The sequence below is a fragment of the Pseudomonas sp. NPDC089918 genome (genome assembly GCF_050280605.1).
Taxonomy (GTDB): Bacteria; Pseudomonadota; Gammaproteobacteria; order Pseudomonadales; family Pseudomonadaceae; genus Aquipseudomonas.
In genome coordinates this window covers 1-26548 of record NZ_JBNNVP010000022.1, presented here as the reverse complement: position 1 = coordinate 26548, position 26548 = coordinate 1, and the positions used below count along the sequence as shown (strand labels likewise).

Annotated in this window: 28 protein-coding genes and 2 pseudogenes; 21 read left to right on the top strand and 9 right to left on the bottom strand. The window is 58.1% G+C overall.

Going from position 1 to position 26548, the window contains the following annotated elements; all coding sequences use genetic code 11:
* The first annotated feature begins 235 nt into the window (after positions 1-235).
* Positions 236-1006, top strand: a complete 771-nt coding sequence (locus tag ACQKPC_RS16815) for an enoyl-CoA hydratase/isomerase family protein (RefSeq protein ID WP_427625591.1) — start codon at positions 236-238, stop codon at positions 1004-1006.
* A gap of 86 nt (positions 1007-1092) precedes the next feature.
* Here ACQKPC_RS16815 and aceF read toward each other — a convergent pair whose 3' ends face one another.
* From aceF to ACQKPC_RS16780, 7 genes are all read right to left on the bottom strand, one after another.
* Entirely contained in the window at positions 1093-2412 is a 1320-nt protein-coding gene (aceF, locus tag ACQKPC_RS16810; RefSeq protein WP_427625655.1) for a dihydrolipoyllysine-residue acetyltransferase, read from the bottom strand.
* 106 nt (positions 2413-2518) lie between these two features.
* Complete coding sequence (gene mdeB, locus ACQKPC_RS16805; protein ID WP_427625590.1) at positions 2519-5227, bottom strand: alpha-ketoglutarate dehydrogenase; 2709 nt, start codon at positions 5225-5227, stop codon at positions 2519-2521.
* 244 nt (positions 5228-5471) lie between these two features.
* Positions 5472-6413, bottom strand: coding sequence for a hydroxymethylglutaryl-CoA lyase (locus tag ACQKPC_RS16800; protein ID WP_427625589.1), 942 nt, complete (start codon positions 6411-6413; stop codon positions 5472-5474).
* On the bottom strand, positions 6410-7603 hold the full coding sequence (locus ACQKPC_RS16795; RefSeq protein WP_427625588.1) for a CaiB/BaiF CoA transferase family protein: 1194 nt from the start codon (positions 7601-7603) through the stop codon (positions 6410-6412). Before ACQKPC_RS16795 ends, ACQKPC_RS16800 begins: the two co-directional genes overlap by 4 nt.
* A gap of 269 nt (positions 7604-7872) precedes the next feature.
* A complete protein-coding gene (locus ACQKPC_RS16790) occupies positions 7873-8781 on the bottom strand; it encodes a LysR family transcriptional regulator (RefSeq protein WP_427625587.1) in 909 nt (302 codons plus the stop codon).
* A gap of 28 nt (positions 8782-8809) precedes the next feature.
* Positions 8810-9193, bottom strand: a complete 384-nt coding sequence (locus ACQKPC_RS16785) for a DoxX family protein (protein ID WP_427625586.1) — start codon at positions 9191-9193, stop codon at positions 8810-8812.
* Entirely contained in the window at positions 9180-9848 is a 669-nt protein-coding gene (locus tag ACQKPC_RS16780; protein ID WP_427625585.1) for a TetR/AcrR family transcriptional regulator, read from the bottom strand. The genes ACQKPC_RS16785 and ACQKPC_RS16780 overlap by 14 nt, the downstream gene beginning before the upstream one ends.
* A gap of 363 nt (positions 9849-10211) precedes the next feature.
* Here ACQKPC_RS16780 and ACQKPC_RS16775 point away from each other — a divergent pair, with 363 nt between their 5' ends.
* The 11 genes from ACQKPC_RS16775 to ACQKPC_RS16725 all read left to right on the top strand — a co-directional run bounded on the left by ACQKPC_RS16775 (position 10212) and on the right by ACQKPC_RS16725 (position 19944).
* Positions 10212-10961: a hypothetical protein gene (locus ACQKPC_RS16775; protein ID WP_427625584.1), complete on the top strand. Its 750-nt coding sequence runs from the start codon at positions 10212-10214 to the stop codon at positions 10959-10961.
* A 115-nt stretch (positions 10962-11076) separates the two neighbouring features.
* Positions 11077-11307, top strand: coding sequence for an AlpA family transcriptional regulator (locus ACQKPC_RS16770; protein WP_427625583.1), 231 nt, complete (start codon positions 11077-11079; stop codon positions 11305-11307).
* Positions 11308-11311: 4 nt separating this feature from the next.
* Positions 11312-12154 (top strand): ParA family protein, encoded by an 843-nt coding sequence (locus tag ACQKPC_RS16765; protein ID WP_427625582.1) that lies wholly within the window; start codon positions 11312-11314, stop codon positions 12152-12154.
* 82 nt (positions 12155-12236) lie between these two features.
* Positions 12237-12446, top strand: a complete 210-nt coding sequence (locus tag ACQKPC_RS16760; RefSeq protein ID WP_427625581.1) for a hypothetical protein — start codon at positions 12237-12239, stop codon at positions 12444-12446.
* Between the two features lie 14 nt (positions 12447-12460).
* Positions 12461-14047, top strand: coding sequence for a ParB family protein (locus ACQKPC_RS16755; RefSeq protein WP_427625580.1), 1587 nt, complete (start codon positions 12461-12463; stop codon positions 14045-14047).
* On the top strand, positions 14044-14592 hold the full coding sequence (locus ACQKPC_RS16750) for a DUF2857 domain-containing protein (protein WP_007900990.1): 549 nt from the start codon (positions 14044-14046) through the stop codon (positions 14590-14592). The genes ACQKPC_RS16755 and ACQKPC_RS16750 overlap by 4 nt, the downstream gene beginning before the upstream one ends.
* The gene (locus tag ACQKPC_RS16745) at positions 14589-15779 is read left to right on the top strand and encodes an STY4528 family pathogenicity island replication protein (protein WP_427625579.1); all 1191 of its coding nucleotides are present in this window, start codon (positions 14589-14591) and stop codon (positions 15777-15779) included. Before ACQKPC_RS16750 ends, ACQKPC_RS16745 begins: the two co-directional genes overlap by 4 nt.
* 235 nt (positions 15780-16014) lie before the next feature.
* Positions 16015-16770 carry a PFL_4669 family integrating conjugative element protein gene (locus tag ACQKPC_RS16740; protein WP_427625578.1) on the top strand — a complete coding sequence of 252 codons (756 nt, stop codon included), beginning with the start codon at positions 16015-16017 and terminating at the stop codon, positions 16768-16770.
* Entirely contained in the window at positions 16767-17282 is a 516-nt protein-coding gene (locus tag ACQKPC_RS16735; RefSeq protein WP_427625577.1) for a DUF3158 family protein, read from the top strand. Before ACQKPC_RS16740 ends, ACQKPC_RS16735 begins: the two co-directional genes overlap by 4 nt.
* A complete protein-coding gene (locus tag ACQKPC_RS16730; RefSeq protein WP_427625654.1) occupies positions 17282-17731 on the top strand; it encodes a single-stranded DNA-binding protein in 450 nt (149 codons plus the stop codon). Before ACQKPC_RS16735 ends, ACQKPC_RS16730 begins: the two co-directional genes overlap by 1 nt.
* A gap of 245 nt (positions 17732-17976) precedes the next feature.
* Complete coding sequence (locus tag ACQKPC_RS16725) at positions 17977-19944, top strand: DNA topoisomerase III (RefSeq protein WP_427625576.1); 1968 nt, start codon at positions 17977-17979, stop codon at positions 19942-19944.
* A gap of 44 nt (positions 19945-19988) precedes the next feature.
* On the opposite strand, the gene ACQKPC_RS16720 is transcribed toward ACQKPC_RS16725, so the two are convergent.
* Entirely contained in the window at positions 19989-20285 is a 297-nt protein-coding gene (locus tag ACQKPC_RS16720) for a hypothetical protein (protein ID WP_427625575.1), read from the bottom strand.
* A 169-nt stretch (positions 20286-20454) separates the two neighbouring features.
* On the opposite strand from ACQKPC_RS16720, the gene ACQKPC_RS16715 reads away from it, so the two are divergent.
* From ACQKPC_RS16715 to ACQKPC_RS16675, 9 genes and pseudogenes are all read left to right on the top strand, one after another.
* Positions 20455-20796, top strand: coding sequence for a helix-turn-helix domain-containing protein (locus tag ACQKPC_RS16715; RefSeq protein ID WP_003174109.1), 342 nt, complete (start codon positions 20455-20457; stop codon positions 20794-20796).
* Positions 20797-21701: 905 nt separating this feature from the next.
* Entirely contained in the window at positions 21702-22283 is a 582-nt protein-coding gene (locus ACQKPC_RS16710) for an STY4534 family ICE replication protein (protein ID WP_427625574.1), read from the top strand.
* 71 nt (positions 22284-22354) lie between these two features.
* Positions 22355-22516: a hypothetical protein gene (locus tag ACQKPC_RS16705; protein ID WP_427625660.1), complete on the top strand. Its 162-nt coding sequence runs from the start codon at positions 22355-22357 to the stop codon at positions 22514-22516.
* Positions 22507-22809, top strand: a pseudogene (locus ACQKPC_RS16700) (JAB domain-containing protein); the annotation flags it as partial. The gene ACQKPC_RS16705 and the pseudogene ACQKPC_RS16700, both read left to right, overlap by 10 nt.
* Positions 22810-23441: 632 nt before the next feature.
* Complete coding sequence (locus ACQKPC_RS16695) at positions 23442-23984, top strand: PilL N-terminal domain-containing protein (protein WP_427625573.1); 543 nt, start codon at positions 23442-23444, stop codon at positions 23982-23984.
* Positions 23981-24652, top strand: coding sequence for a chemotaxis protein (locus ACQKPC_RS16690; protein ID WP_427625572.1), 672 nt, complete (start codon positions 23981-23983; stop codon positions 24650-24652). Before ACQKPC_RS16695 ends, ACQKPC_RS16690 begins: the two co-directional genes overlap by 4 nt.
* A gap of 9 nt (positions 24653-24661) precedes the next feature.
* Complete coding sequence (locus ACQKPC_RS16685; protein ID WP_073637629.1) at positions 24662-25381, top strand: TIGR03759 family integrating conjugative element protein; 720 nt, start codon at positions 24662-24664, stop codon at positions 25379-25381.
* Complete coding sequence (locus ACQKPC_RS16680; RefSeq protein ID WP_095129175.1) at positions 25363-25911, top strand: lytic transglycosylase; 549 nt, start codon at positions 25363-25365, stop codon at positions 25909-25911. The genes ACQKPC_RS16685 and ACQKPC_RS16680 overlap by 19 nt, the downstream gene beginning before the upstream one ends.
* Positions 25908-26423, top strand: a complete 516-nt coding sequence (locus ACQKPC_RS16675) for an integrating conjugative element protein (RefSeq protein WP_427625571.1) — start codon at positions 25908-25910, stop codon at positions 26421-26423. Before ACQKPC_RS16680 ends, ACQKPC_RS16675 begins: the two co-directional genes overlap by 4 nt.
* Before the next feature lie 31 nt (positions 26424-26454).
* Here ACQKPC_RS16675 and ACQKPC_RS16670 read toward each other — a convergent pair.
* A pseudogene (locus ACQKPC_RS16670) lies at positions 26455-26548 on the bottom strand (hypothetical protein); the annotation flags it as partial.

Sequence of the window (26548 nt, the reverse complement as noted above, 5' to 3'; positions counted from 1 at the left end):
TGATAAGGCAGACAAGTTCAACGCGTGTAACAGGCTCATGCACTGCCACGCGACCCTTCGCGATTAGAGTCACTTCTTGTCTCCATTTTATTTTTATATTGAGTAGAACATCTGCGCCTGTCACCAGCACATGACATTGCATAGAACGCAAATTAGATCTATTTTGCAGGGATGTCAATATAACCCCAACAGAGCACCACTCACCTCAATCCCCACGCTTTGCGGAGAACCCATCATGCAGCTTTCGACGTCCGCCACCCTCCCAATAGAACCTGTCGTACGGCAAAGGAAAGGGGAGATTGAGATACTTACCCTTAATCGACCAACACAACGCAATGCAATGTCCTGCGCGCTCGTCGCCAGCCTGACCGAGGCTTTAGCGGACATCAACGAAGATGCCAGCGTCGGTGCAATCCTGCTCATTGGTGAAGGTAGAGGTTTTTGCGCCGGCAGCGACCTTGGCGGTCTGAAATCCATGACCCCAGCTCAAAAACGTTCTTTTGAAGCAGAATCCGGTCGCCTCGCTAGGATGATCGGACAGTGTGTCAAACCGGTTGTTTCGGCAGTCCACGGCTTTGCCGTCGGTGGAGGCCTCACCCTTGCCACATCCTGCGACATCGTCGTCACCGACGCGGCTTCGCGATGGAGCCTGCCAGAAGTGCCAATCGGGCTGTTCCCCGCGTGGGGCATTGCGTCGGTCGTCGATCGGATCGGGATGCCGGCTGCGCGGCGATTGTCCTGGGGAATAGAGACGCTTACGGGCGCAGAGGCTCATCGTCTCGGGCTCGCGGATGTTCTGGTGGACAGCGCGAGCGAAGTCCGCGAAACAGCCTTGAAGATAGCTGGCCAGCTTGCCGCCTTGCCTCGTCGACAAGCCGAAGCGGTGAAGCGCTATTTTGCGTCACAATGTGCGGACGAAGGCGCTGACATCGCCGCGAACAACCTGTTCATGGAGATGACCAATAGCCCCGAGGCACAGGCGAGTTTCATTCGCTTTGGAAGCTAACACCCGCTCCCGGAGAGGCTGCTCGCAAGCTTGTCCATGAACAATCGGAGTCGCAACGCAGCCCACCGCTGCGTTGCGATTCCCCCTTACAGCATCAAGCGCCGAAAATCCGCCAGCGATTGAGCCACAAAGGCGTTGAAACGCCCGGCAGCGGCCCCGTCGATAACCCGGTGATCCCAACTGAGGCTCAGAGGCAGAATCAGGCGCGGCACACCCTCCTTGCCATTCCAGACCAGCCTGGTGCTGCTCTTTCCAACGCCGAGGATCGCAACTTCCGGTGCGTTGATGATGGGCGTGAAGTAAGTGCCACCGATGCCACCAAGCGATGAGATCGAGAAGCAGCCGCCGCTCATCTCGGCCGGTCCTAACTTGCCGTCACGAGCCTTGGCCGACAATTGCGCCATCTCCCTGGCGATGGCAATCACCCCCTTCTGGTCGACGTCGCGGATCACGGGCACTACCAGGCCGTTGGGAGTGTCGGCGGCAAAGCCAATATGGAAGTACTGTTTGAGCACGATCTGTTCGCCATCCAGACTGGCGTTGAATCCAGGAAATTTCTTCAGGGCCACGGCGCAAGTTTTCATCAGCAAAGCCAGCAACGTGACCTTCACCCCAGCCTTCTCGTGCTCTTTGTTGAGCTGTACGCGGAAGGCTTCCAGCTCTGTGATGTCGGCATCCTCATGATTGGTGACATGGGGGATCATCACCCAGTTGCGGTGCAGGTTGGCCCCGCTGATTTTCTTGATACGCGAGAGATCCTGGCGCTCGACCGGACCGAACCTGGTGAAGTCCACCTGCGGCCAGGGCAGCAGGCCGGATAAGCCGCCACCTGCAGCAGGTGTGTTGGCTTTCTGGGCTTCAGTCTGAGCCTGCCCGGTCATGACGCGTTTGATGAAACTCTCGACATCCGCCCGGGAAATTCGACCTCGAACGCCTGTACCGCGGATCTCGGTCAGAGGGACGCCCAGTTCGCGAGCCAGCTTACGGATTGAAGGCGATGCAAAGGGCAGCTCGCCCTTGGCCTCAGTCAATTCCTGTGCGAGTGGCGAAGCCACGACGGGCGCATGCTCTACAGGCTGAGCCGGTGGCTCTACAGACAGCGTAACAGCTGCCGGCGCCGGTTCGGGCAAGGGCGCGGTGACCGGGTTCGCCATGCCGGGTGCTGCAGCCACCTCCATCATCGCGATCAGCGAACCTTCACTGATCTTGTCGCCCACCACGACATTCAACGTCTTGATTACACCAGCCTGCGCGGCGGGTATTTCTATCGACGCCTTGTCGGTCTCGACAACGACCAGGCTCTGCCCATCGACGACCGATTCGCCGGGACTGACCAGCACTTCGATGATGTCCACTTCCTTGTAATCACCGATGTCGGGAACCCGAATCTCCTGCAGTGTACTCATGCCTAAACTCCTGACGAAGTAAGACGGACTGAACCCAGTCAGCCCGAACAAGATGATCGGCGGCACCAGGCGGCGCCGCGCGGAACAAGCAACCTTGGTGTCGTGCTTAGCACTCCCAGGGCGCGACCGAGTCGGCATCGATGCCATAACGCTCAATGGCTTGGGCACAGACCTCGGGCTTGAGCTTGCCTTCCTGCACCAGCGATGCGAGCGCGCTCAGCGCGATCTGGTGCCGATCCACTTCGAAGAAATTGCGCAGGGCCGCGCGTGTATCGCTACGGCCGAAACCGTCAGTGCCGAGGGCGGTGTAGCGCGCCTCGACATAGGCGCCGATCAGATTCGGCAAGGCACGCACGTAGTCAGTCGCAGCAATCACCGATGCACCCACTGGCAAGCATTTGCCGACGTGACTCTGCCTGGACTCCTGCTGCGGGTGCAGGCGATTCCAACGCTCGACTTCACGAGCATCGCGGGCCAGTTCGCTAAAACTGGTCACACTCCAGATTTCGCTTTCGATGTTCCAATCTTGCGCCAGCAGCTCGGCGGCGGCGATGACTTCGAGCAAAATGGTGCCCGAACCGAGGAGTCGCACGCTTCCGCGCGCACTGTCCGCCTGCTGCGTGGCATAACGGTACATGCCTTTGATGATGTCTGATTCAACACCTTCCGGCAGTGTCGGTTGCGCGTAGTTTTCGTTCATCAGAGTCACGTAATAGAACTCGTCGACCTGACGCTCCAGCATCTGCCGCATCCCATGATCGAGGATCACCGCAAACTCGCCGGCGAAGGCCGGATCGTAGGCGCGACAGTTGGGCACCATCGAGGCGATCAGGTGACTGCTGCCATCCTGGTGCTGCAAGCCTTCGCCACCCAGGGTAGTGCGGCCGGCCGTCGCGCCTAGCAAAAAGCCGCGTGCTCTTTGATCGGCCGCGGCCCAGATCAAATCACCGACCCGCTGGAAGCCGAACATCGAGTAGTAGATGTAGAATGGCAGCATGGCCAGGCCATGGGCTGAATAGCTGGTGGCCGCAGCCACCCAGGAACTGATAGCTCCGGCCTCGCTAATGCCTTCCTCAAGAATCTGCCCATCCATGGCTTCGCGATAACTGAGGATCGAACCGATGTCTTCCGGCTCATAACGCTGACCGACACTCGAATAGATGCCGATCTGCTTGAACAGGTTAGCCATGCCAAAGGTGCGTGCTTCATCAGCAACGATTGGCACCACCCGCGGCCCCAGCTGCTTGTCCTTGAGCAGGTTGCCGAGCATGCGCACGAAGGCCATGGTGGTGGACATTTCCTTGCCTTCGGCCTGGGTCGCGAAACCACCGTAGCCCTTCAAGTCAGGCACTGGCACGACCGCCGCAGTGGTGCTGCGGGTTGGCATGTAACCACCGAGCGCCTGGCGTCGCTCATGTAAATAGCGCATTTCCGCACTGTCATCGGCAGGCTTGTAGAAACTCAGAGACTCGACCTGCTCGTCCGAAAGCGGAAGATTGGAGCGGTTACGGATCGCGATCAGCGCGTCCCGATCCAGCTTCTTCTGCTGATGGGTGGTCATCTTGCCTTGCCCGGCCTCGCCCATGCCGTAGCCCTTCTTGGTCTGAGCCAGAATCACGGTCGGGCGACCACTGTGCAGCATCGCAGCCTGGTAGGCGGCGAAGATTTTCACCATGTCATGCCCGCCACGCTTGAGGCGATCTATCTGCTCGTCAGTAAGACCTTGGGCGAGCTGGGCCAACGCCTCGTTCTGGCCAAAGAAATGGTCGCGGTTATAACGCCCATCCTTTGCGGCAAAGGTCTGGAACTGACCGTCCACCGTCTGCGACAAGGTCCGCACCAGCGTACCGTCTTTGTCTCGGGCAAACAGACCATCCCAATCCGACCCCCAGACCAGCTTGATGACATTCCAGCCGGCACCGCTGAACAAAGCCTCCAGTTCGTCAATGATGCGGCCGTTGCCACGCACAGGACCATCCAGGCGCTGCAGATTGCAATTGACCACCCAGGTCAGATTGTCCAGGCCTTCACGGGCAGCCAGGGTCAGTGCCGACATGCTCTCCGGCTCGTCCATCTCACCATCGCCAAATACCCCCCACACGGTCCGCCCGGTGGTGTCCTGCAAACCACGGTGCTGCAGGTAGCGCATGAACCGCGCCTGGTAGATCGAGCTGATCGGCCCAATGCCCATGGAGCCGGTGGGGAACTGCCAGAAGTCAGGCATCAGCCAGGGATGCGGATAGCTGGAAAGCCCCTGTATGCCGCTACGTCGTGCGGTGATTTCCTGGCGGTAATGCTCAAGGTTATGTTCGCTCAGGCGCCCTTCCAGAAAGGCGCGGGCATAGACCCCTGGGGACGAGTGCGGTTGATAGAACACCAGATCGCCGCCAAGCGTGCCATTGCTGGCGCGGAAGAAATGATTGAAGCCGACTTCGAAAAGATCCGCAGCACTCGCATAGCTGGCAATGTGTCCGCCCAGCTCGCCATAAGCCTGGTTAGCCCGTACCACCATCGCCAGCGCGTTCCAGCGCATGATTGCCGCTAGCCGCTCCTCGATAGCCAAATCACCGGGAAATGCTGGCTGTTGCTCTACCGGGATAGTGTTGATGTAAGGCGTTCCGTGGACGGGATGCCAACCGATGGCAGGATCGCGAGCAATGGTCGTGAGCATGTCGAGGATTTCCCGCGTACGCTCCGGCCCCGCATTCTCTATCAGCGATAGCAGAGCCTCACGCCATTCGACCATTTCTTGCGCGTCGGCTTGATTCTGCTCCGGCGTCGAGGCCGCCAGGGCTTGGGAATTGAAATGGGTCATAGGCTTCTCCTGTGTTATTTTTAAATTATTAGACCTATTAAATATAACCAATATATATCCACAAATACCGGATAACTGTCAAATCATCATGGCTTTAATTTTCAATAACGGAAGGTCTCGGCATGCCCTCCAGAATGATGAACATCAGCGCCCGGAATGCGCAGGTTGCCGCTCAGTCATCCTGGGTTCAGCGAGGGGTCGATATCGGTGCAGAAGGGACGGCATAATCGCGACATCTGAGTGGTTAACGCACTGGCAGGTCATCCGGTGCCGGATGCAGGTCGCAGTTGCGTCCGGCTTTGGCCACCTGACCCGGTAGTTCATGGCCGAGCTGTGCTGGCAAACGTCGGGACATTTGCAGCAGGTGGGGCAGATCGATACCGGTGTGAATGCCCATTTCATTGCACAGATTGACCAGGTCCTCGGTACAGATATTCCCCGAAGCACCCGGCGCAAAAGGACAGCCGCCGAGGCCACCAAGCGCCGCATCGAATCGACGCGCACCAGCCTCGTAAGCGGCCAGTACGTTGCACAAGCCAAGGCCGCGGGTGTTGTGAAAATGCAGGGTCAGATCAGCAGCCGGCACCCGCTGCAATACCCGCCGAACCAGTCGATCAACCTGTCGTGGATTGGCCATGCCAGTTGTGTCGGCAAGGGTGATGCCTTGCATGCCCAGCTCCAGATAGGCGTCGACGATCTGCAGCACACGGTCTTCGTCGATCTTGCCTTCGAACGGGCAACCGAAGGTGGTGGCGATGCTCGCATTAAGCCGTACCGATGAATGGCTGACAAACTCGACCACATCGCCGAACGCCGCCAACGAACGCTCGCAACTCATGCGCATGTTCGCCAGGTTGTGGGTCTGGCTGGCGGACATCACCAAGTTCAGCTCATCCGCCTTGGCCTCCAGCGCTCGTTGCGCGCCTTTAAGGTTGGGGATCAGTGCCACGTAGATCACACCCGGTTGCCGGGTCATGCCCAGGAACACCTGCTCACCGTCGCGCAAGGCTGGAATGGCTTTGGGCGAAACGAATGAGCCGGCTTCGATGCGGCTGAAACCGGCCAGCGACAGCTGATCGATCAGCGCAATCTTGTCGGCGGTTTCGACCCAGGTCGGTTCAATCTGCAAGCCGTCGCGGGGTGAGACTTCCTGAACAATCAGGGTCTCGGAAAAGTCGCGGATCATTGCACCACCCCTTCGGCCTTCAGCCGTTCTATATCCACACCGGTGAGGCCCAGCCCAGCCAGAATTCCGTCGGTGTGCTGACCCAGGCTCGGTCCCGACCAGTTCACACCGCCCGGCGTCTCGGACAATTTTGGCACGATACCAGGCATCTTCACCTTCACGCCTCCGGGCAGTTCAGCGCTGAGTAGCATGTCCCGCGCCTGGTAATGCGGGTCGGCAACGATGTCGGCCACCGAGTAGATACGTCCGGCGGGGACTTCGGCTTCCTGCAAGGTGGCCAGCACTTGCTCGATCGGCAGGCTGCTGGTCCAGTGGGTGATCGCGGCGTCGAGCAATCCGCTCTTGGCGGCACGGCCATCGTTGTGGGCGAATTCCGGCGCTTCGGCGAGGTCGACACGACCGATGACTTCCATCAAACGCTTGTAGATCGGGTCGCTATTACCGGCAATCACCACGTAGGCGCCATCGGCGGTCAGGTAGGTGTTGGACGGCGCAATACCCGGCAAGGCACCGCCGCTGCGCTCGCGGACGTGGCCGAGCATGTCGTATTCCGGCACCAGGCTTTCCATCAGGTTGAACACGCTTTCAGCAAGGGACACGTCGACCACCTGCCCTTCGCCCCGCCCGGTCTTGACCCACAGCAAGGACATCAAGGCGCCGATCACCGCGTGCAGGGATGCCAGCGAATCACCCAGGCTGACGCCGACCCGCGCCGGTGGCGAACCCGGGGTGCCGGTGGTGTAGCGAATGCCGCCCATGGCCTCGCCGATCGCACCAAACCCCGGACGGTCGCGGTACGGGCCGGTCTGGCCGTAACCGGAAATGCGCACCAGCGTCAGGTTGGGATTGAGGGCATGCAGCACGTCCCAGCCCAGCCCGAGTTTTTCCAGAGCTCCGGGGCGCAGGTTTTCGATCAATACGTCGGCGCTGCTGGCAAGTTGCTTGACCAGTTCGATGCCTTCGGGGGATTTCAGATTCAGGGCGAGGGATTTTTTGTTCCGCGATTGCAGATACCACCACAGGGACGTGCCTTCGTGCAGCTTGCGCCACTTGCGAAGTGGATCGCCCTGGCCGATGGCTTCGATCTTGATCACCTCGGCACCGAACTCGGCCAGCACGCGTGCGGCGAACGGTGCGGCAATCAGCGTGCCGATCTCGATTACCTTGATACCGCTCAGCGGGGTGGTCATCGGGAGTACCTCTTATTATTGGAATGTGTGCCAAGGTTAGAGGACCAGCGGGGTTGGAATCCAATCGTCAGTTGATAAGGAGCGTTCGCGAAACGCGAAGGGTCTGCGGGGAAGTAACCGCGATCTCAGGAATGCTATCGCGAGTTCAAGCTCGCTCCCACAGGGGATCTCCAGTGCGAACACAATTGGATGATCACTTCAGATCTAATGTGGGAGCAGCCGGTCGACGCTCGATTGCTCGCGATGGCCCCTCAGCACCAACAAAGATGTCAGACCGGCCCGCGCAAACACTCAAACAACAACCGGCTCACCGGCGACAATGCTGCCTCATCGCGCACCACCAGAATCAATGTGCGTTCGGACCAGTCGTCACTGAGTGGCACCGCGTGCAAACCCAGCGCCCGGCCGAACAGCTCATAGGCCCGCTGCGGCAGAATGCCGATGCCCATGTTGGCCTGGACCATTCGGCACATGGCGTCAAACCCCGGCACATGAATCCGCAGGCGCAACACCTTGCCCGCGGCCCGTGCTGCAGCGTGAGTGCGCATATTGATCGAACTACCGGCATGCAAGCCGACGTAATCGCTGTCCAGTGTGTCGGCAAACACCAATTCATGCTCAATGGCCAACGGATGGTCCGGACGCATCAGCACCACCAGTTTGTCTTGTCGGTAGGGCATGCTGTGCAGGCCCTTGGTATCGCTATCACTGGAACAGATACCGAGGTCGGCCACGCCATCCAACACACCCTGAATCACTCCATCGCTGGGGCGTTCTTCAAGGTCCGTTTTGACTTGCGGATGCAGCTCGGAGAAATCCCGCAGGTCTTCGGGCAAGAACTGAATGATCGCCGAAAGATTGGCCAGCATCCGCACATAACCGCGCACGCCGTGGCTGTGCTCACCGAGTTCGAGACCCATTTTCTCGACGTTGAATAGCATCTGTCGTGCATGATGCAACAGGGTTTCGCCAGCAGGCGTCAGGGTCATGCCCTTGGCCTGCCGCACGAACAAACTGATACCCAGCGCCTCTTCAAGCTCCATCAAGCGCTTGCTCGCCGCCGACACTGCAATTGCCTCCCGGGCCGCCGCACGGGTGAGCGTACCCTCCTCGTGGATGGCAATGAAGAGTTGCAAGGTGATCAGATCCAAACGGCGAGTCAATTGTTTTCTCAGCATAAGCATGCTCGGCGATATCAACTCGCGATCACCTATCCGGCACATCCCTCACCCGAGGAGCTGAACGGAGCCGCCATGTTGTCCAACCAACAATAGCCGACAACACCAGCACGACAATAGGAGGAATCGCATGGGCGTACTCACCGTGACCAATGACGGTGGCTGCTGCCGCAAACATGGCGACGCAGCCAAGTGCTGCCCCCCAAAGACGCCCAGCTGCAACAGTCAACAAAACAGCCGTTATGAGTTCCAGCCCGCCAGTCACAAAGTGAAACCAGTCCGGATACCCCCAGCGCTGATAGTCTTCAGCAATCGATTCCGAGACAAAGATGTTACCTATTGCCCCAACCAAGAAGAAGGCAGAGAGGAGAAAAGCCAGAACGGCCTTCCAGGAAAAATTAGCCACGCTCATGAGTAGTCCTTTTGGCCTGTGTGCCGTGGAGGAAAGTGGAGACCGCGCCATTGACGATGGCGTCAATCTGGTCAGCCGGAAGCGGTTGCGGGTCGAGGCCGGCGAGTGCCCGCAGTTGAGCTTCCATCACCACCATGTTCACAAACTGCTGTGCCAGCGTGCGCGCCGGCAGGTGCGTTGCCAGGCCGTGGGAGCGCTTGCCTTGGAGCGCCTCAATCCACGACGTCAGAATGTCGGCAGCCTTGAAGTGGCCAGCGTGCAAGACAGCTTGCGCAAGCTCGGGGAAGCGCTTGCCTTCAGCAACCATCAATCGATGCAATTCCAACGTACGCGGCTGCAAGACTGTCTGCAGCAGCTGGCGACCAAAACTGAACAAGCCTTCGCGCACCTCATCATCTGCGATGTTCAGTTCCTCCAACGGCTTCGTAAGCTCGTCGCATAGCTGCTTCACAACTTCGATGAACAGCCCCTCTTTGCCGCCGAAGTGGCTGTAGATGTTTCGCCGCGAACCACCCACACGGGCGATCAGGTCATCCACCGCAACCGCGTGGAAGCCACGATCGAGGAAAAGCTCGGCAGCAGCAGCGGTCAGGGAATGAAGCCGCTCAGCCCCTTTGGCCGTACGATGGGTCGGCGCAGCTTGCGGGCTGGTCATAAAAGGAACTCCTTCTGCAAACTAACAAGGTACGGTATGTTACCATACCCGTTATGACTGTCGAGTACCTTCGCTGAAGTGGTTGCGGGGAACACCGACTCAGCAGTGGCATGACTGAGATGACTGCCCAACTCAACTATCTGGTGGAGACGTTCAGCCTATAAGAGTTGAGATTGTTATGAACACATGCAGATCTATCATCTGCGAACGAAGACTTTGTTGACCGTAAAGATAGTTAAATGGATTGACCTCACCGAGTAAAATTCCAGTGAAACAGCCACAGCATTTAGCTGTTAGCCGGTCAGCTATGTTGAGATGCTCCAGGGGAGGCCTATCCATCAAGATATGGAGGTCTATCCGCATATGTCAGGTTATGTTTTCAATCCGCATACCAAAATCTTCTATCGCCCCATCGACGCGGCATTACGATGGTGCAATCTCATCCATTACGAAGCACAGATAGTGCAAGCAGCTTGGTCCGCCCCTGAAAGCCTTACCGCACGCTTCCCTCAATGGCCATGTCTGCACGCCACTACCGAAAAAATCTACGACGCAATACGTAATGGAGAGCTGCCTTACGGTTGCCTCGGCATTTCGGTTCCTATGGGAACCTTCGTGGAGCCTTATCAGTTAACGATACGCCACTCCGACTTGCGTCACTGGATGGAGATTTACTATCCCGATCAAAAACCTAGCTTTCTGTTTGAGTCCGGCAGAGACATTCATGAAAAAATCAGCCTAGGAACATTTCTCGCACTACAAGCAGATCGAGATGCCCTCCTGCGGGAACTAAACACGCTACAGCATCACCATCAGGATATGTTGGTAGATCTCCAAGCAATAGGGATTGAACGGGATGACCTCAAGGCGATTGTCAAAACGCATGGACAACTCAGCGAGCGTAGCGAACTCACTTACGAGAACATCATCGGTGCTTTAGTCAACCTCTTCCTGGACCATTCACCCGCTGGAAAACCTCTCTCCGTATTCAAGAATCAAGCTGCAATCGTCGATGCTATTATCGCACGGTATAGAGATGTGCCCGGCCTCAGCAAGCGAACACTGGACGAAAAATTTGCTGCCGCAAATCGCAGCCTCAAAAAAAGAAAATAGCTCAAAGCATTGCACTGCAGTTCTCTCCATTGCAGTGCAATGACTTCCCCCCATTTCTGCTATTCAATTCAGGTCACTTCCCACCACGCGCCAATCGGCGCCAGGAGTGACCAGCATGTCCAAACAATCCGCTCCCATTACTGAAGAACCTCACCAACAGGTCGAACGCCACATCATGCGGCGCGAAGAAGTCGAACGAAAAACCGGCTTCAAGCGCGCGCACATCTACAACCTGATGAAGGAAGGTCGATTCCCTAAGGCCAAGCGTATCGGCATGCGCGCCGTAGGTTGGGACTCGCTGGAAATAGAGCAGTGGGTCACCGAGCGCTTGGCGCAACAGGTCTAACGCCATGCGCGTGATATCGGTGATTTCCACCAAAGGGGGCGTGGGTAAAACCACTGTGGCGGCCAACCTCGGTGGTCTACTGGCGGATGCTGGCCTGCGCGTCCTGTTGCTCGATCTAGATAGCCAACCCACCCTCTCCAGCTATTACGCCTTGAGCCAGAAGGCTGAGGCAGGTGCGTACGAGTTCATCGCACTCAACCTCACAACTCCTGCACAAATTGTTTCCAAGACAGTGATCGCAGGGCTCGGCCTGATCCTCTCCAACGACGATCAAGGCCGGCTTAGCACCTTGCTGCTGCATGCCCCTGACGGGCGATTACGGCTGCGCAATTTGCTGGGCGATTTCCGTCCCAACTATGACCTGCTTTTGATCGACACCCAGGGCGCACGCAGCGTGCTGCTGGAGATGGCCATCCTGGCCTCCGACCTCGCCCTCTCTCCCATCACCCCGGAAATGCTCGCCGCCCGCGAACTGCAGCGTGGCACCTTGAAGCTACTGAGTGAACTCGAACCATTCCGCCACCTGGGCATTCCACCGCCACCGTTGCGACTGCTGCTGAACCAGGTAAATAGCATCCGGGTAGACACACGAATGATCATCCGTGGCCTGCGCGAGACCTTCGCTGGGGCTACCAACATCTCGGTTCTAGACACCGTAGTTCCAGACCGAGTGGCGTATCTCAATGCCGCTTCCCTCGGCCTACCGGCCCACCGAATCGAGACACGCCGGTCACGGGAACGACGCTCGTCATCACCGCTGGAAACCATGCAAGCGCTGGCCATCGAGTTGTTTCCGGAATGGCGCGAAGCGATCTATTCGGTGAGCAGGTGCACGGAGGTTCAATGAGGCAAATCGTCAAGCCGGCATTTCTTCAAAAATCATCTTTTATCGATCTTGATGCCAGCACTGTTTGGCCAGGAGTCTTGTGATGTTAGATCAGCTTCCCATCATCGTTCAGCCATCCATTCGAATACACCAACCACCTTGCGAGGAATACTGCACCGTGGTCTTTCGCCTGCAGGGTGGTCGCTCGGCCATGGGTTGGTTCCTCGCAGAACTGTCCCAACATTTCGAAAATTCGGGGACTGCCGAGATCGTCAAGTTCGAGACCGGTGACCATTTGCGCAACCGGCGTTAACCGAGGTTGTTCCGATGAAGAAGCTCAGTCAGGAGCAGATCACCGACAAGCTGCACCAGGACCACTTCCCTCGCGGTCCAGAACTGGAGCGGCTGTCCGATCCACTCATCGACACGCCGATGCTGGTCACTCTGGAGCAGTTGCGACCCTACGAACACAACCCGCGCTTCATTCGTAATCCGCTGTATGACGATATCAAGGCCTCCATCCGTGAACGTGGGCTGGATCAACCACCGCCGATTACCCGCCGCCCCGGAGAAACCTCTTTCATCATCCGCAACGGCGGTAATACGCGCTTGGCGATTCTCGGCGAGCTGTGGCAGGAAACCCGCGACGAGCGTTTCTTCCGCATTCATTGCCTGTTCCGACCTTGGACCAATGAAATCACCGCCCTCCTCGGCCATCTGGCCGAAAGCGATCTGCACGGCCAACTCACCTTCATCGAACGTGCGTTGGCGGTGGCCAAACTCAAAGCCATGCTTGAAGCAGAGGGAGCAGTACTCTCGCAACGTGAGTTGGCACGACGTCTTGCCGCTGGAGGCTATCCCATTTCGCAGTCGCACATCAGCCGGATGCTCGACACCCTTGAACACCTACTGCCCGCCATTCCGCAAACCCTGTACGCCGGACTAGGTAAGCCCCAAATCGAACGCCTGATCGCTCTGCGTAGCCAGGCAGAGCGAACCTGGAACCGTTATCCAACCGCCACCGTTGCGTTCACCGAGTTTTGGTTCGACACCCTGGGCTACTTCGATACCGAACCCGAGGCCTTCGATCTTGAGCAAATCCAGGATGAACTGCTCGAACGCATGAGCCGCTTACTCGGACAGTCCTACCGTATGTTGGCCCTGGAGCTGAGCGATACCCAACGGGTCATCCCAACGCCTGGCGTTGTCGTCACCACGCCCTCGGAGAACAGCCATCTGCCGAGCGTTGATGAAGCCACGGCAGGACCGCCCTCCTCCGAGTCCCATCCCAAATCAACTGAGACCAGAACCCAGACCGAAACAGCGCGAGAGGAGCTGCTCACACCGCCCGAAACGAATGTCATATCAGCGGTCAGCCCTCCGTCACGCGTTCAACAGATTCGCGAGCAGATCGATCGCGAAACCGCCACCGAAACAGCACCGAGCGTCGAGGGCTGCACGACCAACGACCTCTGGACCATTGCACCAGCACTGGATTGCCCCGAACAACTGCGTTTAGCCATCGCCGGACTGGCACGGGAAATGGCGGCCTATGCCGGACATCCCGAGAGCATCATCGATCAGCAGCTTGGCTTGGGCTTTGTCCTCAACATCGAGCGAGTTGATCTTGCAGCGCCTCGCGCAACCGGCGTTCACCTACTGCTCATGGCCCTGCTGCGCGCTCAAGATGAAGTGAACTGGGAGGATCGCAAGCAACTGCCCTCCGCCCTGTTCGGCCAGCTGTTGCTGGGGGTTTACCAACTTCCGCTCACAGATCGTCCTGCCATGGATGTGGGACTGGAGCGACTACCCGACAGTCTGCTCATCAAGCTGTATCGGCTAATTCGTTTGGCCCGTCGCCTGATCGACTTAACGCTTACCCCTGAAGATGACTCACCGAAGGAGCTGCCATGAACCTGTCCTTCAATGTGCTCAACCAGGCTATGCTGACTCAGGTACTGCATGAGCTGCGCCTGGGTAATCTGCAACGCTGCAAAGCACTCGGACTGGGTGAGGACGACATCTACCTGTTGCAATCCTTACCGCCCACCACGCTGTCGCGCCTGGCCCATGCCACAGTGTCTTGGGTCGAGGTCAAGATCGACTCGCCGGTGCTGCATCGGTTGATCGAGCAAGCCGAACGCGACGAGCAGAACGAGCGCTTGATCAACCGCGCGCTCAAGCTCGGCGCCAGCAGCACCATCATGTACCAGTGCTTCGGCTTGGCGCATTCGGAAACCGCCCTGCGCCGCCGTCTGCTCAAGATAGAAACCCGCAAGGGCCGCCCTCAGCATTTGAGCGAAGCGCAGGAACATGCCCTCTGGCAGCGATGGTGCCAGCTACGCGCTCAAGACGGTACCGAGGATCAGCTCGACGCCATGATGATGCTGGCCGAAGAGCAACAGATCAGCTTGACCATCGTTTGGCAGCAGATTGACCAGTACAGCAATGGAACATGAACACTGCCCCTTCCAGTCGCTGGCAGCGTGTCCTGCAGCAATGCACCCAGCAGCTGAGTGAACGCTGGCCCGCACGCCCTACCACTGAACATCCCTCCAACCAGGCTCTACAAGCGGGCTTTCTGTTCAGTGGCCAATCACACGAAGTCGTGCCGCGTCGGCTGCTGTTGGATCATCGACTGACGCCATTGGAACGTAATGCCTGGCAAGTGTTTCGACTCATGCTGCAAGGTCAAGGCGTGGTCACACCGCGCTATGAAGATTTGCAGCCTTACCTGTCGAGCGTGCCCTACGGTGCGTCAGCCTCCCGTGAAACCATCGCTCGCGTCTTGACCATGCTCAGACTAACCCGCTGGCTCAGCTTGGTGAGTCGTGGCCGCGATCAGCTCAGCGGGCGCCTGCAAGGTTCTCTGTACGTCCTGCACGATGAGCCGTTAACCCCCGTCGAAGCCATGGAACTGGATCAGGATTACCTCGAACTGGTCGGACATGCCCTCGGTCATGCGACCAAGGCTGTACGCATTGTCGCTCAGCATGTTCTGGAAGAAGTTCGCCAGGACACTCGTATCGATTTAGGTCAGCTACCCACACGGCTCGATAGTTGGGGCGAACACTGGATGCAGCAAGGATTAGATAAGGCAATCGACGCCAGCATGCACGATTCCGAACTGGGGGAAGATCACCTCGTTCGGAATCGTGTGGGACCTCGTTCGGATTCCGAACCAGGCCTGAACGCCAATGTTTCCGGCGCAGTTCGGAATCCGAACGCCACCTGTACTGTATTAAAAGAAAGTACTTGTACTGTACCGCGCGCGACCCCGGCGGTGGATAACCTGCACTGGCCCGATCCGCTGCACCTGAGTCCAAGCGAGCGTCAGGCCGTCGCCGTGGCGCTGAACAAGCTCAAACCCGCGGATCGTCAGGCGGTGCTCAACGAAGCGGGTGCACGCTGTACGGCAGGAGGTATCCGCAAGCCAGCGGCGTATCTGATGGGTCTGATCCAGCGCGCACTGAACGGCGATTTTCGTCCTTGGGCAGGTCAGACAGCGCCCTCACCCGTTGCAGAACCGCCCTTCACAGCACCGTCACGTCCGTCCCGAAAACAGGGCGAACCTGCCTCCGCCCTCGCCCAAGCGTGTCTGAATGAGCTACGCCAACTGCGCGGTAAACGCCCTGGACGTCAGTAGATTTGATGCCAGTGGCATCAAATCTACTGAGGTCTACTGTGGGATCGCAAAGGGCCGAATCTGCGCAATCTGACTAATACAGCCATACCACTCCTGGAATGATGCCACTGGCATCACTCACGAACGTCTCCGAAATTAACCCTCTCAAACCGAACAGACCGCATTCAACTTTTTGGCTGCCCTTGCCCCTCATCTGTCGCAACGTTCCCGTCCAAGCCAATGCGAGGACAACACCGTGGCCGACCACTATCAACTCAATCTGGGTTCATTGCGCAGCAGCATCACCCTGACCCTGCACACTCACCACGCCGCCCGTATCTGGCAAGGTCGAAGCGCACGCGAAGGCGTCCACTCGATCATGGGCATGGCCGGCTACATCAGTGTCACCAACCTGATCAAACAAACCGCGGCCCAGGACGATCCCTATGCCGACTGGGCCATGGTGCAACTCGAAGAAAAACTGATGCAGGCCAAGGCTGGGATGCTGGAACTGACCCAACAGCTGGATCGGATCAGGCAGGACCTACCGACACAGATCGACATGGGCGACAACCTCAACATCCACCCCGTCACCTTGCCGTTATACATCGGCAGCCAGCTGGGTTTTTTGGCGGTCTACTTGCTGACCGACTACGACACCCTGGTGCGTCGTACCCTATTGGCCCATCACACAGCCCTGATTGGCCGCGTCGACATGGAAGCCTGGATCGACGACGGCGCCCATCTGCTTCGCAGCCTGTTCGGTCAGGCACAGCGCTATCGTCATGCCGGCGTCACGCGTGATGACATGGTGGCGAACAACGCCCGTGCCCTGGCGGCCATCGAGAGGCTGGGTTTTCCCCCGATGGACATTCTTGAGGGTCATCGCCGCTCCCAGTTCGCGCCGCCGATCATTCGTCGTGGTGCTGTGGCAGTGGATGACGCTGACGCGTTGGCAGAGGACGCGGGAGGGCCATCTGCGACAGTGGATGAGCCGGAGGACGAAGTATGAATCCCATGATCCCGGCGCAACCAACGCTCTTTGCAGCGTTGCCACCGGATGCCTATCGACAACTCGAACACGCAGCCTCCCTAAAAGGCCTTTTAAAACCTTTTAAGGGTAAGGGGGAGTTGGAGCACCTGGCGCAGGTGGCGAGGGATACCGAGGCGCAGCTATGTCACCTGATGGAGGCTGTGGTGCAGCAAGCCGGACAGCCCCCTTACTCACTGCTGGACATTCGATTGGTGTTGCAGAACACCAGCGCTGGCAGCACTTTTTTGCGTTGGCGCACCCGCGACTTCACCCGTATGGGGGTTGCAGTCTGGGAACGCCAGGTCCGCAGCAAACCCCTGCCGCAGGTCGTACGCGAGGGATTGCACCGTTTCGAATGCGATCGTATTGCACTGAACCTGCAGATGAGCGTGGCGCATTCGCTCTACCGCCAGGCCACAACCTGTGCGATCAAAATGGCCAGTGCCGAACAGCTACTGCGCCAGTTCACACCAGCAGTGGAGATATCATGATGAGTACTTTTTTCGTCGGCGAAGGCAACATCGGCAGTGCGCCAGAGTTCCAAGAATTCGCCTCAGGCAATGACGAGCCACGGCGCTTACTGCGGCTGAATGTGTACTTCGACAACCCCGTGCCACGCGAGGGCAGCTATGAAGATCGAGGCGGCTATTGGGCGCCGGTTGAGCTCTGGCACCGCGAGGCTGAACACTGGAGCACGCTGTACCAGAAAGGCATGCGCGTGCTCGTCGAAGGTCGTACGGTGCGCGATGAATGGGAGGACAGCGAAGATAACACGCGGGTGACCTTCAAGATCGAGGCCCGTCGCGTCGGCATCCTGCCTCACCGCGTGCACAGCGTAGTCATGCGGGAACGCTCCAGTGAACCGGCGGCATCGGTGACACACGTCGGGCAAAACACAGAGCACGCCAGTTCTCCTGCGTCGAAATCCAGAAAGCGTTGAGGGCAACCACCGACGGACTGACAGACTTCAGGCACAAAAATTGCGCCTTTGCGCGAAGTTGCTGAGCCATTTTTACTCTCTGCTCGTGAATATGCACACTGTCGTCGGGATGCGACGGGGTACAACCTCGTCCCATACCTGGCTGCCCTGACTGACAAATATGAGGATCCTTCGATTCAGGTTTCTCATATCCCTCACCTGCGGTTTCCAACAACGCTGCTCCGAACTCAATCTGGAGCAGTTCTATGCGCCTCTTCCTCTGCGAGAAACCGTCCCAGGGTCGGGACATTGCCAAGGTACTCGGGGCCACTCGGCGTGGTGATGGTTGCCTGATAGGCACAGAGACAACCGTCACCTGGTGTATCGGCCACCTGCTGGAAACAGCACCGCCTGAAGCTTATGGTGAACAATTCAAGAGCTGGTCGTTGGATCATCTACCGATCATTCCCGCGCAGTGGCAGGTTGAGGTCAAACCCAAGACTGCGGCACAGTTCAAAGTCATCAAGCGCCTGCTCAGTGAAGCTGCCACCGTCGTCATCGCCACCGACGCGGATCGTGAAGGTGAAATGATTGCCCGCGAGTTATTGGAGCTCTGCAAGTATCGGGGCCCTGTTCAGCGCCTCTGGCTGTCCGCACTCAACGAGGCGTCAATTCGCAGGGCACTGTCCGCGCTGAAGTCTGGTCAGGAGACCTTCCCGCTCTACCACTCCGCCCTCGCCCGCAGCCGCGCCGACTGGCTGATCGGCATGAACCTCAGTCGTTTGTTTACCCTTCTTGGTCGACGGGCGGGCTACGATGGCGTGTTGTCAGTGGGACGCGTCCAGACACCCACCTTACGTCTGGTGGTCGATCGGGATCGTGCGATTGCCAGCTTTGTCTCGGTGCCCTACTGGGAAGTGGATGTGTACCTGTCTTCTATGGGGCAACCATTCATCGCATCGTGGTTACCACTCAGCTCAGGACAAGATGAAGCCGGTCGTTGCCTTCAGCGGGAGATTGCACGTCAGGCAGTCCAAACAATCATTGACGGTTGCGCCGCCACAGTACTCTCGCTGCAGACTGAGCATTCCCGCGAAGCGCCGCCCCTGCCCTTCGACCTGAGTACCCTGCAGGAAATCTGCTCGCGCAAGCTGGGGCTCGGCGTTCAGGAAACCCTGAACATCGCCCAAGCCCTGTATGAAACCCACAAAGCCACCACCTACCCGCGCAGCGATTGCCGCTATTTGCCAGAGAGTATGTTCAATGAGGTACCCGCGGTATTCGATGCCCTGCTCAAAACGGATCCGGCGCTGCAGCCCACATTCGGAAGACTCGATCGATCACTGCACTCCCGCGTGTGGAACGATGCCAAAGTCACCGCGCACCACGGCATCATCCCCACCACCGAGCCGGCGAACCTTGCGCGGATGTCCGAACAAGAACGCCAAGTCTACGAACTGATTCGTAGCCACTACCTCGCGCAATTTCTTCCGCATCATGAGTTTGATCGAACTCAGGTCGAACTGGAGTGTGGCGCAGAGCGATTGACCGCTGTTGGCAAACAGATCCTGGTTCAGGGCTGGAAAGGCTTGCTCTACGAAAATACCGAGGAGGATGAGCCCAATCACAAGTCCCAAGTCTTACCCGTCTTACAACAGGGTACGCAGTGCGCAGTGGATGACGTCGAACTCAAGTCCATGCGCACCGCCGCCCCCAAACCTCTCACTGAGGGCGATCTGATCAAGGCGATGAAAAATGTGGCCAAGCTGGTCAACGATCCACGCCTGAAACAGAAACTTCGGGACACCACCGGTATCGGTACCGAAGCCACGCGAGCCAGTATCATCAAAGGGTTGATTGATCGCGGTTATTTGTTGAAGAAAAAACGCGCCTTAATGGCCTCGGCGGCGGCCCATACTCTGATCGAAGCGGTACCAATAGCGGTTGCAGATCCGGGTATGACCGCGATCTGGGAACAGGCTCTGGACGAAATCGAAGCGGGACGTCTGACCCTGGATGCTTTCGTCGCCAAGCAGGCAAACTGGATAGCGCAACTGGTCGCACACTGCGGCTCACTGACTTTAGCCATGCCTGTCGAAGCCAGCCCAGTCTGTCCCACTTGCAACGCCTCAATGCTCAAGCGAAAGGGGAAATCAGGGCCGTTCTGGTCATGCTCCCACTACCCGGACTGCAAGGGCACTGCCCCGATCAGAAAAGATACGCGTCGCCCATGATGCGCCAATGGAGATCAACATGAGCATTGGGGTCAATGTAGTGGTCAGTGCATCATCAACGGCGACTGATCCCTCTCTAAGTCGATTAAGGGTTGTCCAATTTCACGGGCCAAAGCAATGCCTGCTGCCATCCATATCTGCCCCAATTCGTTGAAGGCTTGCAGGTGTGCAGAATCTTCGTTGAGCCAATGGACAAGGCTGTCGAAGTGTTCGGGGTTATCAGGGCAATCATGGATCCTGATGAACAACTCCAGTGTTCGATCCCAGATCAAATCCATGACGTTCTTGCTCTCGTCTTCCATGCTCAACCATCCCTCAGCCTGGCCCATCAGACCGTTCATTCTCACTGACCACTCTGGACTCTGATTCCTGGTGGAATAGAAACCACGTCGCGATACACAGCTATTTAAGTCACTATAACAACCCAATAAGTCGATACTCAACCTTTAAGGATGTTCATGTCAACGGGTCTTTGCTCAACCATTCGGGTTGAACTGGAGAACTCATCACTTGGCACATAAACATCCAACCCAAGCCCAAATCGGGCGCATGATCGCGAAGCACCGCACCGAGCGTAATCTGACCCAGGAAGAGGTGGCTGAACGGTTGGGGATTGGTAGCGAAGCCATCTCGCGCCTGGAGCGGGGTGTGGTGGAGCTTTCCGTGGTCAAGCTGATGCAACTGGCGGACATTTTCGACTGCCGGATGGATGAACTGCTGACGGAATCGAGTAATCGCCCCAATGACCAGGGCCAGATGATCGCGGGTCTGCTGAGTGGACTGAAAGAAAGCGACCGCGCCTTTATCCTGGCAACCGTCGAGCAATTAGCCGCTCATCTCGCCAACAAGTGAGTTCATTCACTCGCATCCGATACCGGGGTCTTTGAGGCGGCGCACTCTGCCTTGACGTCGTCCCACCCTCTCTGCTGTAGTGCCTCAGGATCATCGCCAACGGCGACCCAAGACCGATTCGCTCCGGGCAGCTCGGTCAGACTCTTAGAGTTCGGAGCCTTCTCCTCTGCGGGATTTCGTTCCCGTTTTGTGCTCGACCTGATCGTGGTGGAGGATGACCAGTGTTGCCTCTACAAGGCAACAGCGGTCATCCGCCTCGGCGATCGTATTCAGCCCCGGGGCCCGCCGGGGAAACACTGGGCACCCTTTGTGCGCGGATGCGTGCCAGCATATTCCGACCCAGGCCACGACAAGGGTCGGTTGACGAATCAAGGCGCCGTTAAACCAAGCTTTGCGAGGAGCTTTTCGACTGCGTATGACCGTCAAAGGTGGCTTTTCTATTCCTCGCCTGGTGACCCACCAGGCCAGCTCTTCTTTTTCTCATTCCAGTGACTGCCACCGTATTCCGGCCATAAAAAATCGGGTTGCAGCGTCTTGACGCTCCCCTGTGACAGGCTTATACAAAGGGCGTGGTTCGCTGTCGTTGACAGCCCAGCCCAGGTAGCTTGAACCTTCAAGGCTACGCCACGTTCGTGGTGGTTTACCCAAGTGCGATCAGCGTTCGGAAGCTCGCGCGGTTACCGCTTCAGCGGTGATGAATGCCAACTACCCCATGCCTGCGGATCACCACCGCAGACGCTCCTCTGCTTCACCGCTATTCCCCTAAGGCGCATCGTTCTGATCGTCATCGGCTTGCCGGTGGCGGGTCGTTCATCGCTTGCCTTCACCTTACCCACCCTGACGGGGGCTCACTTCCCCGTCAGGGACTGTGCGTCGCCGTTTTCCCTTGAAACAGGAGAACCACCATGGCCCACGCCAACCACTCCCAAGAAGCGACCACTTACTTCAATCTGCACACCGTCGGTATCGGCTACCTCAACCGTGTTCGTGAAGTACAAGTCCGCCGCGGCCAGCCGTTCATGGCCTGCGATATCGCAGCTCTGCACGGTGCCACCGATGCGGTGGAGTACACCCGCTTCGACTGCAAAGTTGCTGGGGGCGAAGCTGAACGCTTGATTCGTCTCTATATGGACGCCGTCAACGCCGAGAAAAAGGTCTTGCTGTCGTTCCGTATCGGCGACCTGTGGATCGATCCGTTTCTCTACGAGAAAGGCGATAAACAAGGCCAACCGGGCGCCAGCCTGAAAGGTCGTTTGCTGTTCATTGACTGGATCAAGGTCAACGGCACGTTCGAATACAAAGCGCCCGCCAGGCAGGAAGCAACAGCACCTGCTGAGCAAGCGCCAAACAGTGAGCCATCCCCACCATCGGCTGATGCTGAAGCTGAGGCGATCAAAAACCCAACAGAGGCTCGGGTCGAACCTGAATCTCCACCCACTCCCCGCACGGCCCGCCGTGATGCCACCCGTACCGTTCAGTCCGCCTGAACAGTCCACGATGTTCCTCATCAAGGCGCTCCGTCGAGCGCCTTTTCTTCAATCCGCACAGGAGAACCAACATGGAATCCTTCTGGCTTTGCGACGACTGCCTGTTCGCTACTGCTTACGAGGACTACAGCACGTTATCGCTCTATTACACGACGGATGAAATTGAGAAACGCATCGCCGGCATCCATCGTGGACTGGTTCGGTTAATGCCCTTCAGTGCCGATTCGGTGTGATCTTTCTCGATGCCAAGCACCGGGTGTTGGCGTTCGAAGTCCTCTTTCACGGCAGCATTGATGGCGCCAGCGTTTACCCCCGCCAAGTCGTTAAGCGTTCCCTCGCGCATAACGCTGCCGCCGCCATTTTTGTTCACAACCACCCCTCAGGGTGTACGGAACCCAGCCAGGCGGATCGCGTTTTGACCGCACGGCTGAAGGAGACTTTGGCCTTGATCGAAGTGCGCGTACTGGATCACTTCATCGTGGGTGAAGGTCGTCCGCTCTCCCTTGCCGAATATGGCTGGCTTTAACCCTCACAGGCGTCTTCGGGCGCCTTATTCATGTTCATGTTGCGTGACAAATAAACGGAATTTGCCTTGTCAATCAACTGCATGATTTGCAGTCCGAGCTTAGGAGCGAACCTTCAGTATGACTTCGCAGGTCATCAAGCAGTGGAACGTGCTCGGTTCGAATTGGTGCAACTCAGCTGGCAGTTCCACTGCATATAGCAGGTCCCGACTTACTACTTGGCAGGTTTATGTATCGGGAGTGTTGGATGCTTCGGTTTGTTATCTGGGTTTACGTGGCGCCTTCTATCATCCTTGCCATCTTCGCGCGCTGGCTTGGGTCCGGGCTTGATGTGAGTCGACATACTTTTTCCTTATATCCGAAGGTAGTGTTTTCTGAATATGAAGCAGAAAATCGATCGCATCACGCCTGCGCGCAATAACGCATTCAGCCTCACAAACAATCAAATGAAGCTGAATTACGATAGACCAAGGCAAGACAGTTGCTGAAAAATTAATTAGGCCCACATCCGCAATTTTCAATCCCTTTATTAGTGCAGCGCTATAAAGAGACCCACCCTGAGTCGACTTTCTCACTGAATCACCCCTGCTCCTCATGTCAGGTTCTGCACTGAATCTGACATGAGGTTTTTTCCATGGAGCGTTTTTTCACGCCTGTCTGCCTGCTGGGTCTGCTGAGTGCCTGCACCGCGCAAGTCCCCAACACACCGCCGACCAATCTAGCGATCGACAATGGCTCCAATCGGACCCAGCTCTCGAGGGACCCAACCGAAGGAAGCCGTCCCGCAGAACTCCGCTATGGCCGCTATACGCTGATGAGCACCGAGCCCACCACGGAACAACGCGATCTTCTCGCCCAAATCATTGAAGTGAACATCCCCTCCAGCCTGAGCCCTTCGGTGCAGGATGCGTTGCAGTACGTATTGCAGCGCTCGGGCTATTCGCTCTGTCCAGTTTCCGCGTCGGTGAAGATGCTATTTACCCGGCCTCTGCCCGCAGCCCATTACCGGCTCGGCCCGATCTCTTTGCGCAGCGCGCTACAAGTGCTGGCTGGCCCCGCCTGGCAACTCACGACCGACGAAGTCAGCCGTTCGGTCTGCTTCGAACAGCAGAAAACGGATGCCGGCGTCGCGCTGATCACACCGGTCTCGCCCCATCAGTCGGAGGCACGCCCATGAAAGCCTCGACGTTTCAAACCCTCATTGTCGGGTTGCTTTGCCTGGCGGTCGCCGGCCTGAGTGGTGGTTTGTACAATCAGTATCAGCGCTTGGCCGAGCTACAGAGCACGAACACTCAGCACCTACAAACTTTGGACACCCTGCAACGTGATTCAAGCGCGCTCAAGGACACACAGGAGAAGCTGCAGTACGCGCTGAAAGACCTGAAGCAGATGGTCGATACCGGTGAGCAACAGGCCAATACCCTCGATCCCTTGCTGGATCAATGGGCGCAAGAGATACAGGAACTGCGCGATGGTCTGGCAGCCCGTGGCACCGAGACAGACATGACAGCGTTACGCGCACGCCTTGAGCACGTCGAGCAGCAGCTCCTGGACATCAAGACCCAGCCATCATTCCCACCACCAACCTCTTCCGCGACCAAGCCGAAACAGAAGGCTCGCCCCAAGCCCGTTCCGCTCTCGCCACCGTTCTCAGTGTTGAGTGTCGAGTCCCGCGGGGGTGAGCGCTTTCTGGCAGTCGCACCTCATGACAGTCGCTCTCTCATGGATGTTCGGCTGCTACATAGCGGCGAGCAGCTCGGAGCCTGGCACTTGAAAGTGCTGGAGCCGAACTCAGCTGTCTTCGCGGTGGCCGCTCAGCCAGACCAGACCGTGCAACTCCCTTGAGAAGCGATCATGAACAGAGCGCTACTGCCCACCGTTGTCTGTCTGGTTTCACTTCTGACCACGGGCGCTGCGATCGGCAAGCCCGTCACGACACAGTCACGGATCCAGGACACGCAGTCCGCTCCCCTGGGGCGCTCTCGCTCTGAACAGGCTGTGAGCTGGGGTCTGACGGAGCAGGAGTGGACGCGCTTCGAACAGATCCAAGCCGGCCCGCGCGGTTTTTGGAGCCCGAACCTCGATCCGTTGACCGCACTCGGAGTCGAGGCCGAGACCGACCAACAGCGCCAGCGCTATGCCGAATTACAGGTAGCGCTGGAAGCCAAACGCGCTGAGCGCGAGTTGGCCTACCAAAACGCTTACACCGCGGCCTGGGCCAAGCTGTTTCCCGGGCTGCTGCCGATCCAGGGCATGGCATCCCCGTCCCCTGCCAGCTCAGCGGTCGTGCCGCGTCAAGCCTTGTTTGTGGAGGACCACTGCCCAGCGTGCACCGCCGAAGCACAGCGTCTGCAAAGCAGTGACACGGCGTTCGATATCTACCTGGTGGGCAGCCAAGGCGAGGATGAACGCGTCCGTAGCTGGGCTCGGCAAGCAGACGTCGATCCGGCCAAGGTCCAACGCCGGCAGATCACCCTGAACCATGACCGTGGTCGCTGGTTCAGCCTGGGTGCCCCGGGGCCATTGCCTGCCACATTTCAAGAGGTGAATGGACAATGGCAACGCCTCGACTGAGTGGTATTGCGATCCTGCTGATGGTGCTCGCCGTCCAGGCTGACGAACTTCCGCCTCCGGCCTACCAATTGGCGGCGCATGACGCCGACATCCCTTCTACGGTGCTATTCGCGATTGCCCTGCAGGAGAGTGGTATCCACGTCCGTGGTCGACTGCTGCCCTGGCCCTGGACACTGAACATCGCTGGAACACCCTACCGCTTCGCCACTCGCCAGGCCGCCTGTCACGCTTTGCTTCAGGCCCTCGCCCGACATGACGCCAAGCGGGTCGATGCCGGACTCGGCCAAATCAACCTGGGTTACCACGGACAACGTTATTCCACCCCCTGCGAAGCCCTTGATCCCTACCGAAATCTCGCCGTGACCGCCGCGCTGTTACAGGAGCATCACGCCGCTACCGGTGATTGGGTGTCAGCTGCCGGCCGCTATCACCGCCCGGCAGGAGGAACGCCAGCCGCGCGTTACCGCGCCGGCTTTTCCCGACAACTCGAACGACTGCAGGTTTCCTTCAAACAGGGCACACCACCATGAAGCGAATATCCCTTATCTGCTATTTCATCCTGCTCTTGGCTCCTTTCGCCCAGCCGGAACTGACCGTAGCCGGGGATCAGCCTAGCGACTTCACCCGGCCCCATTTTCAAGTTTCCAGGCCGCCAATAAACAACAAGACCCAGCCTGATCGGGTCATGCATGCGGACCTGTCCACGTTTGCCGATGAAGCCTGGATACTGCCCGTCCGCAGCTCTCACTTGAGCCCTGGCCAGATCATGTCTCGCGCCCTGAGCATGCCTGGTTTGCGGCCATTTTTCCTGGTCGGTGAGGATCCCCACTCACTGGCTTGGTTGCGTCAACGCGCGGCTGAGCTGCAGGAAATGGGCGCGGCGGGCCTCGCCGTCGAAGTGGCCGATACTGAAGCCCTGACCCGGATTCGAGCAGCCGCTCCGGGCATCACCATCCTGCCGGTCAACGGCAACGACATCGCCACCCGCCTGCAGATTGAGCACTATCCCGTCTTGATCACTGCCACCTCACTGGAACAGTGAGTCCAGGTCATGGCCGAGCATGCGATGGAGCCCAGAGGCTGTAATCCCCCAGTGCAAAACCGGTGGTGGTCACCACCGACGTCACGTTCAGCGCCACATGCCGCAAGGCTTCCAGCCAATGCAGC

Coding starts and splice junctions, on each gene's coding strand:
- ACQKPC_RS16730 (WP_427625654.1), top strand. CDS start 17,282: ATGAGTACTTTTTTCGTCGGCGAAGGCAACATCGGCAGTGCGCCAGAG.
- ACQKPC_RS16685 (WP_073637629.1), top strand. CDS start 24,662: ATGAACAGAGCGCTACTGCCCACCGTTGTCTGTCTGGTTTCACTTCTG.
- ACQKPC_RS16680 (WP_095129175.1), top strand. CDS start 25,363: ATGGCAACGCCTCGACTGAGTGGTATTGCGATCCTGCTGATGGTGCTC.
- ACQKPC_RS16815 (WP_427625591.1), top strand. CDS start 236: ATGCAGCTTTCGACGTCCGCCACCCTCCCAATAGAACCTGTCGTACGG.
- ACQKPC_RS16765 (WP_427625582.1), top strand. CDS start 11,312: ATGCGCGTGATATCGGTGATTTCCACCAAAGGGGGCGTGGGTAAAACC.
- ACQKPC_RS16690 (WP_427625572.1), top strand. CDS start 23,981: ATGAAAGCCTCGACGTTTCAAACCCTCATTGTCGGGTTGCTTTGCCTG.
- ACQKPC_RS16745 (WP_427625579.1), top strand. CDS start 14,589: ATGAACACTGCCCCTTCCAGTCGCTGGCAGCGTGTCCTGCAGCAATGC.
- ACQKPC_RS16760 (WP_427625581.1), top strand. CDS start 12,237: ATGTTAGATCAGCTTCCCATCATCGTTCAGCCATCCATTCGAATACAC.
- ACQKPC_RS16720 (WP_427625575.1), bottom strand. CDS start 20,285: ATGAACGGTCTGATGGGCCAGGCTGAGGGATGGTTGAGCATGGAAGAC.
- ACQKPC_RS16795 (WP_427625588.1), bottom strand. CDS start 7,603: ATGACCACCCCGCTGAGCGGTATCAAGGTAATCGAGATCGGCACGCTG.
- mdeB (WP_427625590.1), bottom strand. CDS start 5,227: ATGACCCATTTCAATTCCCAAGCCCTGGCGGCCTCGACGCCGGAGCAG.
- ACQKPC_RS16800 (WP_427625589.1), bottom strand. CDS start 6,413: ATGATCCGCGACTTTTCCGAGACCCTGATTGTTCAGGAAGTCTCACCC.
- ACQKPC_RS16725 (WP_427625576.1), top strand. CDS start 17,977: ATGCGCCTCTTCCTCTGCGAGAAACCGTCCCAGGGTCGGGACATTGCC.
- ACQKPC_RS16775 (WP_427625584.1), top strand. CDS start 10,212: ATGTCAGGTTATGTTTTCAATCCGCATACCAAAATCTTCTATCGCCCC.
- ACQKPC_RS16705 (WP_427625660.1), top strand. CDS start 22,355: ATGGAATCCTTCTGGCTTTGCGACGACTGCCTGTTCGCTACTGCTTAC.
- ACQKPC_RS16675 (WP_427625571.1), top strand. CDS start 25,908: ATGAAGCGAATATCCCTTATCTGCTATTTCATCCTGCTCTTGGCTCCT.
- aceF (WP_427625655.1), bottom strand. CDS start 2,412: ATGAGTACACTGCAGGAGATTCGGGTTCCCGACATCGGTGATTACAAG.
- ACQKPC_RS16790 (WP_427625587.1), bottom strand. CDS start 8,781: ATGCTGAGAAAACAATTGACTCGCCGTTTGGATCTGATCACCTTGCAA.
- ACQKPC_RS16750 (WP_007900990.1), top strand. CDS start 14,044: ATGAACCTGTCCTTCAATGTGCTCAACCAGGCTATGCTGACTCAGGTA.
- ACQKPC_RS16710 (WP_427625574.1), top strand. CDS start 21,702: ATGGCCCACGCCAACCACTCCCAAGAAGCGACCACTTACTTCAATCTG.
- ACQKPC_RS16735 (WP_427625577.1), top strand. CDS start 16,767: ATGAATCCCATGATCCCGGCGCAACCAACGCTCTTTGCAGCGTTGCCA.
- ACQKPC_RS16695 (WP_427625573.1), top strand. CDS start 23,442: ATGGAGCGTTTTTTCACGCCTGTCTGCCTGCTGGGTCTGCTGAGTGCC.
- ACQKPC_RS16755 (WP_427625580.1), top strand. CDS start 12,461: ATGAAGAAGCTCAGTCAGGAGCAGATCACCGACAAGCTGCACCAGGAC.
- ACQKPC_RS16785 (WP_427625586.1), bottom strand. CDS start 9,193: ATGAGCGTGGCTAATTTTTCCTGGAAGGCCGTTCTGGCTTTTCTCCTC.
- ACQKPC_RS16780 (WP_427625585.1), bottom strand. CDS start 9,848: ATGACCAGCCCGCAAGCTGCGCCGACCCATCGTACGGCCAAAGGGGCT.
- ACQKPC_RS16770 (WP_427625583.1), top strand. CDS start 11,077: ATGTCCAAACAATCCGCTCCCATTACTGAAGAACCTCACCAACAGGTC.